Annotated in this window: 16 protein-coding genes; 4 read left to right on the top strand and 12 right to left on the bottom strand. The window is 60.6% G+C overall.

The genetic code is table 11. The features are described from left to right. Positions 1-27 precede the first annotated feature (27 nt). From leuB to PCO31010_RS14445, 11 genes are all read right to left on the bottom strand, one after another. On the bottom strand, positions 28-1,095 hold the full coding sequence (gene leuB, locus PCO31010_RS14495) for a 3-isopropylmalate dehydrogenase (protein WP_150576797.1): 1,068 nt from the start codon (positions 1,093-1,095) through the stop codon (positions 28-30). A 35-nt stretch (positions 1,096-1,130) separates the two neighbouring features. Then, positions 1,131-1,781, bottom strand: coding sequence for a 3-isopropylmalate dehydratase small subunit (leuD, locus tag PCO31010_RS14490; RefSeq protein WP_039403621.1), 651 nt, complete (start codon positions 1,779-1,781; stop codon positions 1,131-1,133). 119 nt (positions 1,782-1,900) lie between these two features. Next, positions 1,901-2,029: an entericidin A/B family lipoprotein gene (locus tag PCO31010_RS14485; RefSeq protein WP_023596599.1), complete on the bottom strand. Its 129-nt coding sequence runs from the start codon at positions 2,027-2,029 to the stop codon at positions 1,901-1,903. A 55-nt stretch (positions 2,030-2,084) separates the two neighbouring features. Next, on the bottom strand, positions 2,085-3,494 hold the full coding sequence (gene leuC / locus PCO31010_RS14480; protein WP_150576795.1) for a 3-isopropylmalate dehydratase large subunit: 1,410 nt from the start codon (positions 3,492-3,494) through the stop codon (positions 2,085-2,087). Between the two features lie 283 nt (positions 3,495-3,777). Further along, on the bottom strand, positions 3,778-5,079 hold the full coding sequence (gene gltA, locus PCO31010_RS14475) for a citrate synthase (protein ID WP_150664873.1): 1,302 nt from the start codon (positions 5,077-5,079) through the stop codon (positions 3,778-3,780). A gap of 29 nt (positions 5,080-5,108) precedes the next feature. Then, a complete protein-coding gene (locus PCO31010_RS14470) occupies positions 5,109-5,381 on the bottom strand; it encodes an FAD assembly factor SdhE (RefSeq protein WP_039399170.1) in 273 nt (90 codons plus the stop codon). 10 nt (positions 5,382-5,391) lie between these two features. After that, positions 5,392-6,096, bottom strand: coding sequence for a succinate dehydrogenase iron-sulfur subunit (locus tag PCO31010_RS14465; RefSeq protein ID WP_150664872.1), 705 nt, complete (start codon positions 6,094-6,096; stop codon positions 5,392-5,394). A 12-nt stretch (positions 6,097-6,108) separates the two neighbouring features. Further along, positions 6,109-7,884: a succinate dehydrogenase flavoprotein subunit gene (sdhA, locus tag PCO31010_RS14460; RefSeq protein WP_150664871.1), complete on the bottom strand. Its 1,776-nt coding sequence runs from the start codon at positions 7,882-7,884 to the stop codon at positions 6,109-6,111. A gap of 3 nt (positions 7,885-7,887) precedes the next feature. Then, entirely contained in the window at positions 7,888-8,253 is a 366-nt protein-coding gene (gene sdhD, locus PCO31010_RS14455; RefSeq protein WP_039399175.1) for a succinate dehydrogenase, hydrophobic membrane anchor protein, read from the bottom strand. A gap of 1 nt (position 8,254) precedes the next feature. Next, complete coding sequence (gene sdhC / locus PCO31010_RS14450; RefSeq protein WP_039399176.1) at positions 8,255-8,668, bottom strand: succinate dehydrogenase, cytochrome b556 subunit; 414 nt, start codon at positions 8,666-8,668, stop codon at positions 8,255-8,257. Between the two features lie 217 nt (positions 8,669-8,885). After that, positions 8,886-9,764 (bottom strand): GntR family transcriptional regulator, encoded by an 879-nt coding sequence (locus tag PCO31010_RS14445; protein ID WP_246184619.1) that lies wholly within the window; start codon positions 9,762-9,764, stop codon positions 8,886-8,888. 340 nt (positions 9,765-10,104) lie between these two features. Here PCO31010_RS14445 and PCO31010_RS14440 point away from each other — a divergent pair, with 340 nt between their 5' ends. The 4 genes from PCO31010_RS14440 (at position 10,105) to acnA (ending at position 15,170) form a co-directional block, all read left to right on the top strand. Next, a complete protein-coding gene (locus PCO31010_RS14440) occupies positions 10,105-11,088 on the top strand; it encodes a malate dehydrogenase (protein WP_150664870.1) in 984 nt (327 codons plus the stop codon). Between the two features lie 315 nt (positions 11,089-11,403). Continuing rightward, a complete protein-coding gene (locus PCO31010_RS14435; RefSeq protein ID WP_150664869.1) occupies positions 11,404-11,694 on the top strand; it encodes a hypothetical protein in 291 nt (96 codons plus the stop codon). A 47-nt stretch (positions 11,695-11,741) separates the two neighbouring features. Continuing rightward, entirely contained in the window at positions 11,742-12,230 is a 489-nt protein-coding gene (locus tag PCO31010_RS14430; protein ID WP_150664868.1) for a hypothetical protein, read from the top strand. Positions 12,231-12,461: 231 nt separating this feature from the next. Then, complete coding sequence (gene acnA / locus PCO31010_RS14425; RefSeq protein WP_150664867.1) at positions 12,462-15,170, top strand: aconitate hydratase AcnA; 2,709 nt, start codon at positions 12,462-12,464, stop codon at positions 15,168-15,170. A gap of 116 nt (positions 15,171-15,286) precedes the next feature. On the opposite strand, the gene PCO31010_RS14420 is transcribed toward acnA, so the two are convergent. Next, a complete protein-coding gene (locus PCO31010_RS14420; protein WP_150664866.1) occupies positions 15,287-16,645 on the bottom strand; it encodes a TolC family outer membrane protein in 1,359 nt (452 codons plus the stop codon). Positions 16,646-16,698 lie beyond the last annotated feature (53 nt).

The raw sequence follows: 16,698 nt of genomic DNA, 5'->3' as shown, positions 1-16,698 counted from the left end.
GGGGCGTCTCCCGACGCCCCATCAACGTTAAAGCGCAGCAACCACTGCTGCACCCATTTCGCGCGTACCGACCTTGGTCGCGCCTTCCTGCCAGATGTCGGGCGTGCGCAACCCCTGCGCCAGCACCTTCTTCACGGCGTTTTCGATACGGTCGGCCTGTTCGGCACGACCCAGCGTGTAACGCAGCATCATGGCTGCCGACAGGATCGTCGCCAACGGATTGGCCACGCCCTTACCGGCGATATCGGGGGCCGAACCGTGCGACGGCTCGTACAACCCCTTGTTATTGGCATCCAGCGACGCCGACGGCAGCATGCCGATCGAACCCGTGAGCATCGCGGCCTCGTCCGACAGGATATCGCCGAACATGTTACCCGTCACCACCACGTCGAAGTTCTTAGGTGCCTTGACCAGTTGCATCGCGGCATTGTCGACGTACATATGCGACAGCTCGACCTCCGGATACTGCTTCGCGACCTCGATCATCGTGTCGCGCCACAGTTGCGACGTCTCCAGCACGTTGGCCTTATCCACCGAGCAAAGACGCTTATCGCGCTTGGCCGCGGCCTGGAAAGCCACGTGCGCGATACGCTCCACTTCGGGCACGCTATAGCGCATGGTATCAAAACCTTCGCGTGCACCTTCGAAAGCCCCATCCGGCGATTGACGGAAGCCCTTGGGCTGACCGAAGTAAATGTCGCCATTCAGCTCGCGAATGATCAGGATATCAAGACCTGCGACGATCTCCGGCTTCAGGCTCGATGCGTCGGCCAGTTCCTTGTACAGGATGGCCGGACGGAAGTTGGCGAACAGCTGAAGGTGCTTGCGCAGCCCCAGAATCGCCTGCTCGGGACGCAGTGCGCGCTCCAGCGAGTCGTACTTCCAGTCGCCCACCGCGCCAAACAGAATGGCGTCAGCTTCCTTGGCCAGCTTGAGCGTGGCGTCCGGCAGCGGATGCCCCGCTGCCTCGTAGCCTGCACCACCCACCGGCGCTTCTTCCAGCTCGAACTTCTCGCCAAGCGCGTTGAGCACATTGACGGCTTCCGTCACGATTTCCGGACCAATGCCGTCACCCGGCAACACAGCGATTTTCATGCAATCTCCTTGGATGTGCCTTGCCTACGCGGGACTTAGCCCGGCAGACGCGTTGCGAGCCACGGCTGCTTGGCGAGCCGCTCGGCCTCATAGGCGCGAATCTTGTCGGCGTGACGCAGCGTCAGGCCAATATCGTCGAAACCGTTCAACAGGCAGTACTTGCGGAACGGCGCGATGTCGAACTCATAAGCGCGACCGTCGGCCGTGATGACCGCCTGCTTGTCCAGATCGATGGTCAACTGATAGCCGTTGAACGCGGCCGTCTCGTTGAACAGATGGTCGACCTGCATCTCGGACAGCGCGATCGGCAGCAGCCCGTTCTTGTAGCAGTTGTTGAAGAAGATGTCGGCGAAGCTCGGCGCAATCACGGCACGGAAACCGTATTGCTGCAATGCCCACGGGGCGTGCTCACGCGAGCTGCCGCAGCCGAAGTTCTTGCGCGCGAGCAGCACCGTTGCGCCCTGGAAGCGCGGCTGATTCAGCACGAAATTCGGGTTGAGCGGACGCGTGCTGCAATCCTGGCCCGGCTGACCGACATCGAGATAACGCCACTCGTCGAACAGGTTCGGGCCGAAACCCGTGCGCTTGATCGACTTCAGGAATTGCTTGGGGATGATCGCGTCGGTATCGACGTTTTCGCGATCCAGCGGTGCCACCAACCCCGTATGGACGGTAAATTTTTCCATCACGAACCACCTGATCAAAACAGTTCGGCTGAGGCCTGTCGCTTGTACAGCGGGCCGTCAAACCTGAAATTTGTAGGTGTGCGTGCGAGGCGTCCGCCTGCGCGACGCACACCGTCGCATCACTTCTTCGCGGCGTTTTCGAGCGCCGAGCCAGCGGCTTGCGTGTCTTTGCCGAGGCCCGCCATCGTGTTGCAACCCGCCACGCCCAACAGCAGCACCGCACCGATCAGCATCCACAGTTTCTTCATGGTCTTGTCTCTATCAAAGAAAATGTCCAACAACGGATAAATCGATGCTCGCCCGTCAGACGAGACGACGCACGTCGACGAAATGGCCTTCGATGGCGGCGGCCGCCGCCATCGCCGGGCTCACCAGGTGGGTACGTCCACCCGCGCCCTGACGGCCTTCGAAGTTACGGTTCGACGTGGAAGCGCAACGCTCGCCCGACTCCAGACGGTCGGCGTTCATCGCCAGACACATCGAGCAGCCCGGCTCACGCCATTCGAAACCGGCGGCCTTGAAGACCTGATCCAGCCCTTCCTGCTCTGCCTGATGCTTGACCAGCCCCGAGCCCGGCACCACCATCGCCAGACGCACGTTCGACGCCACACGTCGGCCGAGCTTCTTTACGACGTACGCCGCCGCACGAATGTCTTCGATGCGCGAGTTGGTGCACGAGCCGATGAACACCTTGTCGACGTTGATGCTCGACATCGGGGTATCCGGCGTGAGCGCCATATATTCGAGCGCGCGCTCCATGGCGCTGCGCTTGACCGGGTCCTTTTCCTTCTCGGGATCCGGCACGCGATCTTCAATGCTCACGACCATTTCCGGCGACGTCCCCCAGCTCACCTGCGGACGCAGCGTGTTGGCGTCGATCTCGACCACATGATCGAACGCCGCACCGGCGTCGGTATGGAAGCCGCGCCAGTAGGCTTCGGCCTGCTGGAACTCCACCCCGGTCGGCGCAAACGGACGGCCCTTCACGTAGTTGATGGTCGTATCGTCAACGCCCACCAGACCCGCGCGCGCACCGGCTTCGATCGCCATGTTGCACACGGTCATGCGGCCTTCCATCGTGAGCGAGCGAATCGCCGAGCCGGCGAACTCGATGGTGTAGCCCGTGCCGCCGGCCGTGCCGATCTTGCCAATGACGGCCAGCACGATGTCCTTCGCCGAGCAGCCACGCGGCAGCGTGCCCTCGACCTTCACGAGCATGTTCTTGCTCTTCTTCATGAGCAAGGTCTGCGTCGCGAGCGTGTGTTCGACTTCCGACGTACCGATACCGAACGCCAGCGCACCGAAAGCGCCGTGCGTGGACGTATGCGAGTCGCCGCACACGACCGTCATGCCAGGCAGCGTTGCGCCCTGCTCCGGCCCGATCACGTGCACGATGCCCTGACGGACATCATTCATCTTGAATTGGGTGATGCCGAAGTTATCGCAGTTCGCGTCGAGCGTATCGACTTGCAAACGCGAGACCGGATCGGCAATGCCTTGCGTGCGGTCGGTGGTCGGCACATTGTGATCCGACACCGCGAGGTTGGCGGACAAACGCCAGACCGGACGCTGCGCGAGTTTTAGACCCTCAAACGCCTGCGGACTGGTCACCTCATGCAACAGATGACGGTCGATGTAGAGCACGGTCGTGCCATCGTCCTCGGTATGCACGACGTGTGCATCCCACAACTTGTCATACAGCGTCTTGGCCATGATAAAAACTCGGGGGCGCAATGTAGTTCTGAGAACGCAAATTACGGTTCTGTGAACTTTTGATTATGCCATAGCGCTTTCGCGCCGGCGGAATACGAAATCCCCGGGAAACCGGGCGGTAAACGCACGATGAACCGGGGATTTGTGCGAATCACGGCAGCTTGTGCCGTGGATTCGAATATAGCGCAACGAGGGCTCGTTGCGGGCCGCACCGCCTTGCCGTTTCGGCAAGGTTGCGGTGCCGGCACGGCAAGCAGGGGCCGTGCCGGACGCCTCGACAGGCTTAACGCTTGCCGATCGGCGCGACTTCGCGCGGCGTGTGGCCGATGAACAGCTGACGCGGACGGCCGATCTTCTGATCCGGCTCGCCGATCATTTCGTTCCACTGCGCGATCCAGCCCACGGTGCGGGCCAGCGCGAAGATGCAGGTGAACATCGACGTCGGGATGCCCAGCGCGCGCTGAACGATGCCCGAGTAGAAGTCGACGTTCGGGTACAGCTTGCGCGACACGAAGTATTCGTCTTCCAGGGCGATCTTCTCGAGCTGCATGGCCAGCTTGAACAGCGGGTCGTCGTGCAGGCCCAGTTCGTTGAGCACTTCGTAGCACGTCTCGCGCATCAGCTTGGCACGCGGGTCGTAGTTCTTGTACACGCGGTGACCGAAGCCCATCAGCTTCACGCCCGAGTTCTTGTCCTTCACTTGCTTGATGAATTCGGGGATCTTGTCCGGCGAACCGATCTGCTCGAGCATGTTCAGCGCGGCTTCGTTCGCACCACCGTGCGCCGGGCCCCACAGACATGCGATACCGGCAGCGATACAGGCGAACGGGTTCGCACCCGACGAACCGGCCAGACGGACGGTCGACGTCGAAGCGTTCTGCTCGTGATCTGCGTGCAGGATCAGGATACGGTCGAGAGCGCGCACCAGCACGTCGTTGACCTTGTACTCTTCGCACGGGTTGGCGAACATCATGCGCATGAAGTTCGCGCTGTACGACAGGTCGTTGCTCGGGTACACGAACGGCTGACCGATGCTGTACTTGTACGCCATGGCGACGAGCGTCGGCAACTTGGCGATCAGACGAATCGCCGAGACTTCGCGGTGATTCGGGTTATTGATGTCGAGCGAGTCGTGGTAGAACGCCGACAGAGCACCCACCGAACCCGTCAGCACGGCCATCGGGTGAGCGTCGCGACGGAAGCCACGGAAGAAGAAGTTCATCTGCTCGTGAACCATCGTATGACGGGTCACCGTATCGACGAAGTCCTTCTTTTCTTCGGCGTTCGGGAGTTCGCCCTTGAGCAGCAGGTACGAGGTCTCGAGGAAGTCGCAGTTGGTGGCCAACTGCTCGATCGGGTAGCCGCGGTACAGCAGCTCACCCTTGTCGCCATCGATGTAGGTGATGGCCGAATTGCACGACGCCGTCGACATAAAGCCGGGGTCATACGTGAACTTGCCGGTCTGGCCGTACAGCTTGCGGATGTCAATCACATCCGGGCCCATCGTTCCCTGATAAATCGGCAGCTCTACGCTGGGCGAATCGTCGGAGAAAGATAGGGTGGCTTTAACATCAGACGGAGTCATATCGCTTCCTCAAAAAAATTCCAAAACCCCTACACGGCACGCAAAAGCGCCAGCAGGCGCTGCACGTCCGGCCCGTCCAGATCCGCCTCGGGCTCTTTACGCGCTAGCAGCAGATCCATCAAATCGTTGTCGCTCAAATCGAGCAGCTTTGTGAGGGCGCCCACATCCTCGTCAGTCAGCGAAGCTTCGTACTTGGCGAAGAATCGTTCGAGAATGAGGTCGTTTTCCAGCAAACCGCGGCGTGCCCGCCAGCGCAGGCGGGCACGTTTTACCGGATCGGACTGGTGATTGGTATCCGGCATGATCGTTGGGTCAGACGGCGCGACGCACCATCAGCTCCTTGATCTTGCCGATGGCCTTCGTCGGGTTCAGACCCTTCGGGCACACATCCACGCAGTTCATGATCGTGTGGCAGCGGAACAGGCGGTACGGATCTTCCAGATTGTCCAGACGCTCGCTGGTCGCCGTGTCGCGGCTGTCCGCGATGAAGCGGTAAGCCTGGAGCAGGCCGGCCGGGCCGACGAACTTGTCCGGGTTCCACCAGAAGCTCGGGCACGACGTCGAGCACGATGCGCACAGAATACACTCGTACAGACCATCGAGCTCATCACGCTGTTCGGGCGACTGCAGACGCTCCTTCTCCGGTGCCGGCTCGGGATTGATCAGGTACGGCTTGATCGAGTGGTACTGGTTGAAGAAGTGCGTCATGTCGACGATCAGGTCGCGAATGACGGGCAGACCCGGCAACGGCTTGAGCACGATCTTGTGCGGCAGATCGTTCATGTTGGTCAGGCAGGCCAGACCATTCTTGCCGTTGATGTTCATAGCGTCCGAACCGCACACGCCTTCGCGGCACGAGCGGCGGAAAGCGATGCCTTCGTCGATCTTCTTGAGCTTCACCAATGCGTCGAGCAGCATGCGCTCGTGACCGTCGAGTTCGACCTCGTAGGTCTGCATGTACGGTGCGGCATCCTTGTCCGGATCGTAACGGTAGACTTCAAAAATGCGTTTCATGATCTTGCGAATCCCTTAGAACGTCCGCGCCTTGGGCGGAACCGAGTCGACGGTCAGCGGCTTCATCTGCACCGGCTTGTAATCCAGACGGTTGCCTTCGCTGAAGAACAGCGAGTGGCGCATCCAGTTGGCGTCGTCGCGCTCCGGGTAGTCGCTGTGTGCGTGCGCACCGCGGCTTTCCTTACGGGCTTCCGCTGCGATCATGGTGGCCTTGGCCACTTCGATCAGGTTGTCGACTTCCAGCGCTTCCATACGCGCCGTGTTGAACACCTTCGACTTGTCCTTCAGGTGGACGTGCGACACGCGCTCGGCCACTTGCTTGATCTCGTCCACGCCTTCCTTGAGCAGGTCCGAGGTACGGAACACGCCGGCGTGCTTCTGCATCGTCGCGCGGATGTCGTTAGCGATGTCCTGTGCGTACTCGCCCGAGCTGGAGGCTTCCAGACGGCCGAGGCGCGCCAGTGCATTGTCGCCAGCATCGGCGGGCAGCGGCTTGTGGTCGCCGTGGTTCTTGACGAAGTCGACGATGTGGTTACCGGCGGCACGACCGAACACCACGAGGTCGAGCAGCGAGTTCGTACCCAGACGGTTGGCACCGTGGACCGACACGCACGAGCACTCGCCCACAGCGTAGAAGCCGTTGACGGGCACCGACGAGCCGTCCTTCTGCAGCACGACCTGACCGTTGTAGTTCGTCGGAATACCGCCCATCTGATAGTGGATGGTCGGCACGACGGGGATCGGTTCCTTGATCGCGTCGACGTTGGCGAACTTCAGTGCGATTTCGCGAATCGACGGCAGGCGCTTCATGATCGTCTCGGCACCGATGTGCGAGAGGTCGAGCAGCACGTAGTCGCCGTTCGGGCCGCAGCCACGGCCTTCCTTGATTTCCTGGTCCATCGAGCGCGACACGAAGTCACGCGGCGCCAGATCCTTCAGCGTCGGGGCGTAGCGCTCCATGAAACGCTCGCCGTTCGAGTTACGCAGAATACCGCCTTCGCCGCGCACACCTTCGGTGATCAGCACGCCCGCGCCGGCCACGCCGGTCGGGTGGAATTGCCAGAATTCCATGTCTTCGAGCGGAATGCCTGCACGCGCAGCCATGCCCAGACCGTCACCGGTGTTGATGAACGCGTTGGTCGAAGCGGCGTACACACGGCCGGCACCGCCGGTCGCGAACAACGTGCACTTGCCTTCGAGCAGGTAGACTTCGCCGGTTTCGAGTTCCAGTGCCGACACGCCGAGGACATCGCCCTCTTCGTTGCGGATCAGGTCGAGCGCCATCCACTCCACGAAGAAGTGGGTCTTGGCTGCGACGTTTTGCTGGTACAGCGTGTGCAGCAGGGCGTGACCGGTACGGTCAGCGGCCGCGCAAGCGCGCTGGACGGGCTTCTCGCCGTAGTTCGCCGTGTGGCCGCCGAACGGGCGCTGGTAAATCGTGCCGTCCGGGTTACGGTCGAACGGCATGCCGAAGTGTTCCAGCTCGTAGACAGCGTTCGGTGCCTGACGGCACATGAACTCGATCGCATCCTGGTCGCCGAGCCAGTCGGAGCCCTTGATGGTGTCGTAGAAGTGGTAATGCCAGTTGTCTTCGCTCATGTTGCCAAGCGAAGCGCCAATGCCGCCCTGAGCGGCCACGGTATGCGAACGGGTGGGGAACACCTTAGACAGCACCGCCACCGACAGACCGGCCTTGGCCAGTTGCAGCGAAGCGCGCATGCCCGAACCACCTGCGCCCACGATGACGACGTCAAAGCGGCGGCGCGGCAGCGAATTTTTAATTGCAGCCATTCTTTACACTCTCCACAAAATCTGCGCGGCATAGCCGGCACAAGCCAGCAGCCAGACGATCGTCAGCGCATACAGCGCCAGTCGCACACTGACGGGCTTGACGTAGTCCATCCAGATGTCGCGAATGCCGACCCACGCGTGATAGAACAGCGCGAGCAGCGTAACGAACGTGGCCAACTTCATCCATTGATGCGAGAAGATGCCGGCCCAGCCTTCGTAGGAGAAGTTCTTGGCGGTGAAGAACCACACCAGCAGGATCACCGTGTACACGGCCATGATCACTGCGGTCATGCGCTGCGCAATCCAGTCGCGCAGGCCGTAGTGGGCGCCGACGACCAGGCGCTTGGAACCGATATTGTTCTGTGCCATCTTAGAACGCTCCGAACAGCTTGAGGGCGACGGCCAGCGTCAGCACCAGCGACACGGCCAGCACGACTACAGCCGAATTCTTGCCGCCTTCCTTGCTCACTGCGTCGTGATTGAAGTCCATGCGCAGGTGGCGCACGCCAGCACAGAAGTGGTGCAGGAAGCCCCACGACAACGCCAGGATGACGAGTTTGACAAACCAGTTGGAGGCGACGCTTCGAAGCGTTTCGAAGGTCAGTTCCGACGTGAGGCTCTGTTCGAACAGATACAGCGCGAACGGCAACAGAAGGAACAAGATGACACCGCTAATACGGTGCAGGATCGAAACGATACCAGCCGGCGGGAGACGGTACGAGACAATCTGTCCGATACCGATATTCCTGTAGACTGGCCGCTCTTTTTTTACCACTTCAGCCATGCTAGACCCCATGTAGTTACATCAGCCCCGGATTTTAGCGCCGATTCTAGTGCATTGCACCATACCGGTTCCAACGCTCCGGAAATTCCTGCCAACGGCGCACGACACGCCGCCCCCAAGCCTCGACTTTCAGGCACTTGCCGACCACGACACCGGCGCATCCCTGGGGAAGTCGCCCTACCCTCTCAACAATTTCACGTCAGACTCGACTTCGTCTTCAACTTAGTTCGTTCTGATAATGATGTTCCGTGGTGACATACCAACCCCGGCGCACTTCCACCGGTTTGTCTCCATAAGTGTAGGAAACGCGCTCCACACTCAGAAGAGGAAAACCCTTCGGCACCTTCAGCAGATCCGCCGTCATGTCGTCTGCGGCCACGGCGCGGACTTTCTCCACGGCGCGGATCATGCGCGTACCGAATTCGTCTTCGAACAGGCCGTACATCGGCCCCTTGTATTCATTGAGCTTTTCCGCCGTCAACCCACGGAACAGCGACCCCGGCAGCCAGATTTCATCGAGCACCGTCGGACGGTCCGAGAAATCCATCATGCGACGGATCAGAATCACGCCGTCGCCTGCGCGCAGATCCAGCTGACGTGCGATTTCCGCCGGTGCGCGCATACGGCGGCACTCAATCAGGCGGCTGGGCGGGTGATGGGGTTCGCCCGAGTCGGGCGCGAGACGCAGAAACCGGAACTGCACCCGGTCTTCATGATGGGTGGCGACAAACGTGCCTCGACCTTGACGGCGCACCAGCAGGTTCTCGGCCGCCAGCTCGTCGATGGCTTTGCGCACCGTTCCCTGACTGACCTTGTAACGGCCTGCCAGATCGACTTCGCTGGGAATGATTTCGCCGGGCTTCCATTCGCCGGCTTGCAGGCTCTGGGTAATGAGCCCCTTGATCTGCTGGTACAGCGGACTGAAGGTCGGCGACGCTCCGGCGGTCACGCCACCCTGCACAGCCTGAGCAGCCGATGCAGCCGATGCAGCCGGGGAGACCTGAGCGACATCGCGCGCGCTGTCCGATCGCTGCGGCGCGTCGACAGGCGGCGTGGTGTTGGATGTGTCGCGAACGTTCGCATTCATGGCGGGGATTTGACCACAAATCAAGACCTTCGTCCATCGAATAACAGCAATAATCCTATGTCTTATATAAGACATAAGATAGAGTTGACATTCGTTCTGGCGACTCCTACACTGGCGCGGGCTAACAGGGGCCTGCGGCCCGCAGCGGCTATCTTATAAGATAAGAGCGTCCGGTGCTTCGCACATGTCGACGGCAGCACTCCCCGCGCAGCCCGCAAGCTTCCGTAGGTCAAGGAATTTTAGAAGCTTCATGTGACGCGGCGCTGTCAGCCTGGCAAAAATTGCCACCCGGACGGTGAGCCCATCCTGAGCTTCGCAGGATTATTTGTACACGTCTGGAGAGATTCTCATGGCAAAACCCGCAATGCGTGTCGCCGTCACCGGCGCCGCTGGCCAAATCGGCTACTCCCTGCTCTTCCGTATCGCCAATGGCGACATGCTCGGCAAGGATCAGCCCGTAATCCTGCAACTGCTCGACCTCCCGCAAGCTCAAGCCGCCGTCAAGGGCGTCGTGATGGAGCTCGAAGACTGCGCGTTCCCGCTGCTGGCCGGCGTGGTCGTGACCGACGACCCGAAGGTCGCCTTCAAGGATGCCGACGTCGCCCTGCTGGTTGGCGCCCGTCCGCGCTCGAAGGGCATGGAACGTAAGGATCTGCTCGAAGCGAACGGCGCTATCTTCACGGTGCAGGGCAAGGCCCTGGACGAAGTCGCCAGCCGCAACGTCAAGGTGCTGGTCGTCGGCAACCCGGCGAACACCAACGCCTACATCGCCATGAAGTCGGCCCCGAATCTGCCGAAGGAAAACTTCACCGCGATGCTGCGCCTGGATCACAACCGTGCCCTGTCGCAACTCGCCGCCAAGACCGGCAAGCCGGTCGCGAGCATCGAAAAGCTGGCCGTGTGGGGCAACCACTCGCCGACGATGTACGCCGACTACCGCTTCGCCACGATCGACGGCCAAAGCGTGAAGGCCACGATCAACGACGACGTGTGGAACAACGACGTGTTCCTGCCGACCGTCGGCAAGCGCGGCGCCGCCATCATCGAAGCCCGTGGCCTGTCGTCGGCCGCTTCGGCTGCCAACGCTGCCATCGACCACATCCATGACTGGGTGCTGGGCTCGAACGGCAAGTGGGTCACGATGGGTATCCCGTCGGACGGCTCGTACGGCATCCCGGAAGACGTGATCTACGGCGTGCCGGTGATCTGCGAAAACGGCAAGTACAAGCGCGTGGAAGGCCTCGAGATCGACGCCTACTCGCGTGAAAAGATGGACTTCACGCTCAAGGAGCTCGAAGAAGAGCGCGCTGGCGTGGCCCATCTGTTGGGCTGATTTCCCAGGAATACCCCGGGAGCCGGCCCCGCGCGATGCCAAAAGCGTCGCAACGGGCCGAAACTGCGCCGGCGGCTACCCCCAGTGCCGGCGCAACTCCCCCCGCATCAAAAGCAGCACCCGTAAGTTCCTCGAATCCAGAGTGACGACGTAACGTACCCCGGTAGCACGCCAACTTGCTACGACGTTATGATCCCGCCACTCCCTCACGCATCATCGAGCGATTTCTTGGCCAAGCGAATGCAGCGTCCGATTGCCGCAAGCAGCGCACTGCCCCGGATCTCCGGCGCCTGCGTAATGCCCGCGGCGAACGCAATGAACGCCTTGCTGAACGCCGGACTGAACGCCGGACTGAACGCCGTCAAGCCCCCACCCTCGCGTTCGTTTCGCCAAGCACTCCGCCCGCAGCGCTTCCCGCACTCTTGTCGGGACGGTTTTGGACCGAAGCGCCGCCAGACTCGGCGAATTGCCGATATCGTGACTTTCCGCACCGCAACACAATCCATCGCGACGCCGGCACTTACCGCCGTCGCTTGTTGCGCTTGCGTGAAAGGAATTGAAAAAATTTGTGTGGTGACGTCGAACGACGCAGACTTCGTACGATAATCTGCGCTTTTGCAAACGACGGTTCTTACCCTCTGGAGAGACTCACCATGAAGAAGCTTTGTCTGACTGCGCTGGTTGCCCTGTGCTCCGTTGCCCTCGTCCCGACGGCATTTGCCGCCGAGCCGGCGAGCAAGGCCACGACCAAGAAGGCCGCTCCGAAGAGGAAGGCCCCGGCCAAGAAGAAGGCCACTGTCGCTGCAGCCCCTGCGCAACCGGACGAAGGCTCGGAACTCTGGAGCTGCAAAGAGAACAATAAGTTGTACCTCAAGGGTGACATGAAGCGCGACCAGATCCTGACGATGTTCTGGGAAGGCCGCAACTACCGACTGCCGCGTCAGCAAACGACGACCGGCGCGGACCGTTTCTATGACGCAGCAAGCGGCATGGATCTGGTCGTGATTCCGACCAAGGCCATGCTCTTCACGCACCGCGATGGCGGCAACCGCCTGGCTGACGAGTGCATGACGCAAGCGATGTCGGAACAGAACAAGACAGCACCGACGCAATCGAACGAGTTGATCAAGGTGACCAACTGAGCAGGCGCCGGGTCGACACCGGCGCAGTTCACGTGATGCGCCAGCCGCTTTCCTGTTGCACTGTTGCACATTTGGTTTCATCGGAACATCGGAAGTCTTCGCAGTACCCGGCACGCCGGACGCATGACCTACCGGCATCGTAGCGGGCACCCAGGCAGGTGCCTGCACGATACCGGCCCCCACTAATAGCTTCACCACGCTTTGTTTTTCTGTATCACTCAAGGAAAGATCATGGCCCACAACCTCCACAAAACGCTTAAAGAGTTCAAGCTCGGCGGCAACAAGAAAGGCAAGTTCTACTCGCTGCCCCAACTGGGCAAGGCCCTGGGTGTGAATGTCGAACGCCTGCCGGTGTCGATCCGCCTCGTGCTCGAGTCCGTGCTGCGCAACTGCGACGGCAAGAAGGTGACCGAAGAGCACGTCAAACAACTGGCCAACTGGAAACCGAACGCCGAGCGCACCGACGAAATTCCGTTCGTCGTCGCGCGTGTCGTGCTGCAGGATTTCACGGGCGTGCCGCTGCTGGCCGACCTGGCCGCCATGCGTAACGTCGCCGAGCGTCAGGGCACGAACCCGAAGCGCATCGAGCCGCTGGTGCCGGTGGATCTGGTGGTCGACCACTCGGTCACGATCGATCACTTCCGCGAGAAGAAGGCGCTCGATCTGAACATGAAGCTGGAATTCCAGCGCAACAACGAGCGCTACCAGTTCATGAAGTGGGGGATGCAGGCGTTCGACACGTTCGGCGTCGTGCAACCGGGCTATGGCATCGTCCACCAGGTGAACCTGGAATATCTGGCACGCGGCGTGCACAAGAAGGACGATGTGTTCTATCCGGACACGCTCGTCGGCACGGACAGCCACACGACCATGATCAACGGTATCGGCGTGGTGGGCTGGGGTGTGGGCGGCATTGAAGCCGAAGCCGGCATGCTGGGTCAGCCGGTGTACTTCCTGACGCCGGACGTCGTCGGCGTGGAGCTGACGGGCCGTCTGCGCGAAGGCGTGACCGCCACCGACCTGGTGCTGACGATCACGGAAATGCTGCGTCGCGAGAAGGTCGTGGGTAAATTCGTCGAATTCTTCGGCGAAGGCACGTCGAGCCTCGCACTGCCGGACCGCGCCACCATCGCCAACATGGCGCCGGAATACGGTGCGACGATGGGCTTCTTCCCGGTCGACGAAAAGACGATCGATTACTTCAAGGGCACGGGTCGCACGAAGGCCGAAATCGACGCGTTCGAATCGTACTTCAAGGCCCAGAACCTCTTCGGCGTGCCGAAGACGGACAGCATCGATTACACCAAGACGCTCAAGCTGGACCTCGGCACGGTCGCACCGTCGCTGGCAGGCCCGAAGCGTCCGCAAGACCGCATCGAAATCGGCAACGTGAAGTCGACGTTCAAGGACCTGTTCACGAAGCCGGTCGCCGAGAACGGTTTCAATCTGACGCAAGAACAACTCGACGCTACGTACAAGACGGCCAGCGGCATCGACGTGAACAACGGCGACGTGCTCATTGCTGCCATTACGTCGTGCACGAACACGTCGAACCCGAGCGTGCTGCTCGCTGCCGGTCTGCTGGCGAAGAAGGCTGTGGAAGCCGGTCTGAAGGTCGCACCGCACATCAAGACGTCGCTCGCCCCGGGAAGCCGTGTGGTCACCGAGTATCTGCACGCAGCCGGTCTGCTGGGATACCTCGAGAAGCTCGGCTTCGGCGTGACGGCTTATGGCTGCACGACCTGTATCGGTAACGCTGGCGATCTGACGGCCGAACTGAACGAGACGATCACGAAGAACGACATGGTCGCGGCCGCCGTGCTGTCGGGCAACCGTAACTTCGAAGCGCGTATTCACCCGAACATCCGCGCCAACTTCCTCGCCTCGCCCCCGCTGGTCGTGGCTTACGCCATCGCTGGCAACGTCACGCGTGACCTGATGACCGAACCGGTCGGCAAGGGCAAGGGTGGCCGCGATGTCTTCCTGGGCGACATCTGGCCGACCAGCGAAGAAATCCACAAGCTGATGAAGTTCGCCATGAACGCAAAGGTGTTCAAGGCCAACTACGACTCGGTGAAGGAACCGAGCCCGCTGTGGGCGAAGGTCAAGGGCTCGAAGGGTCAGGTCTACGATTGGCCGACGTCGACCTACATCGCCGAGCCGCCGTTCTTCGACGGCTTCTCGATGGAACCGAACGCCGACATCAAGCCGATCCAGGGCGCACGCGCACTGGGCGTGTTCGGTGACTCGGTGACGACGGACCACATCAGCCCGGCAGGCTCGATCAAGGAAACGTCGCCGGCTGGCAAGTGGCTGCTGGAAAACGGCGTGCTCAAGGCCGACTTCAACAGCTACGGCTCGCGCCGCGGTAACCACGAAGTGATGATGCGCGGCACGTTCGCCAACGTCCGTATCAAGAACCTGATGATTCCCGCAAAGGCCGATGGCTCGCGTGTGGAAGGCGGCCTGACGATTCACCAGCCGAGCGGCGAACAGCTCTCGATCTACGACGCCGCAATGAAGTACGTCGGCGAGAACACCCCGACGGTGGTGTTCGGTGGCGAAGAGTACGGCACGGGTTCGTCGCGCGACTGGGCAGCCAAGGGCACGCAACTGCTGGGCGTGAAGGCAGTCATCACCCGTTCGTTCGAACGTATCCACCGCTCCAACCTGGTCGGCATGGGCGTTCTGCCCCTGCAATTCAAGGGTTCGGACAGCGTGGAATCGCTCGGCATCACGGGCGAAGAAACGTACGACATCGAAGGTCTGACGGCCGACATCAAGCCGCAGCAAGACGTCACGCTGGTGATCCATCGCAAGAACGGCGAAACGCAAAAGGTGCAAGTCCTGCTGCGTATCGACACGCCGATCGAAGTGGATTACTACAAGCACGGCGGCATCCTGCCGTTCGTGCTGCGTCAATTGCTTGCAGCGGCTTAAGGGAGATTTTGCGCACGTCGTAACGACATAGCGCATCATCGCCTTCAACGAAGGAAGAAAGCCCGGCGAACAACTTTGTTGCTCGTCGGGCTTTTACCTGTTACGAGGCGCCTTCCTCAAGTGCACCCTAGCAAGGCACTCGCCGCTGCGATATCCGCCTCGACAAGCGATGCGGTACTCGCTTTCAGCTTCAGGCTTCCAATCAATACCCGATACCGAGCTTGGGCAAGTTCGCGACGTACGCGGTAGAGCTTGTATTGCGCATTTAGCACATCGACGCTTGGGCGAACATGGTACTCATACCCAACTTGGTTCGATTCGAGTGCTGTTTGAGCGGACGTTTCCCCGACCTCAAGGGCGGCAATACGCATCAATCCGGTCGTCACGCTCAGATAGGCCTTTTGTGCTTCGAGCCCTGCTACGCGCCGCGCTTCCGTCAGTTCGTCCGACGCCTGTTCGACCAAAGCCAACGTCTCGCGAACCCGACTTTGGACTGAAAATCCGGAGAAAATCGGAATTTGAATCTGAATGCCGACCCGGCTCTCGTCCCTCGCCCCGCTCCAATATGGCGAGCCACCATAGCGACTGCGGCTCTCCCGACTCGCGATCAGATCAACGCTCGGCATGTGTCCGGCATAGGCCTTTGCTGTTTCCCTTTTCGCAACCTCCATCGCAATGGCACTCAACTGCACAGCATAAGCATACTGCTCAGCGTGTTCCACCCAGACGCTCGCATCGCTCGGGACCGGAGTTGGTAAAGGGTCTTTGAATTGCGGCATAGCTCCGCGCTGAACTTTACGACCGATAACCAATGCGAGCGAACTTTGCTTCAGGTCGACGGCGCCTTGCGCGTCGATTTCATCAGCGATTGCCTGATCGAGACTGGCCGTAGCTTCATGAACATCAACAATCGTCGTAACGCCTTGCGATACGCTGGCTTTCGCTTGCGCCAGTTGCTCGGCAACGGCAACGCGTTGCGCCTTTGCCAATGACGCAACGTGCTGCGCCTCCAGAAACTCGAGATAGGCCTCTGCGACTCGCAGCATGAGCTCCTGATTTGCCTTTGCAAGCGTGACATCCGCCTTCGTCACCAAGAGAACGCCACGCTGATAGCCGTGCCATGCTTCCACATTGACAATGGGCTGCTTGAGGGAAATGGTATATCCAGTTGCAATCTGAGCAGTTGAGCCGATCTGGGACGTTTCCGACGACTCCTGCATCGCACGGCCTTGCACTTCAACTGTAGGCAGCCACCTAGCTCTCGCTTGAGGCAATGCTTCTCTCCCGGCCGCATGGGCTGCCCGAGCGGCAGAAATTCGCGCATCGAAATGCAGTGCCTCACGATATAGGGTCAACAGTTCTGTCGCGAATGAACATTTGGGTATGGCAGCGCAAAAACACAGGGCCAGACCGCAAAACACGCGGCCGACCGCGCGCTTCGCAAACAACGGGCGCGCATGAAACGTGAACATCATTATTGGGATTTGAAACTTCGATATCTGAAAGTGATCGCTCCGATTCAAGACTA

The organism is Pandoraea commovens (genome assembly GCF_902459615.1).
In the GTDB taxonomy this organism is placed as follows: Bacteria; Pseudomonadota; Gammaproteobacteria; order Burkholderiales; family Burkholderiaceae; genus Pandoraea; species Pandoraea commovens.
The sequence above is the reverse complement of the archived record's forward strand: the minus strand, read 5'-3'. Positions and strand labels throughout refer to the sequence as shown.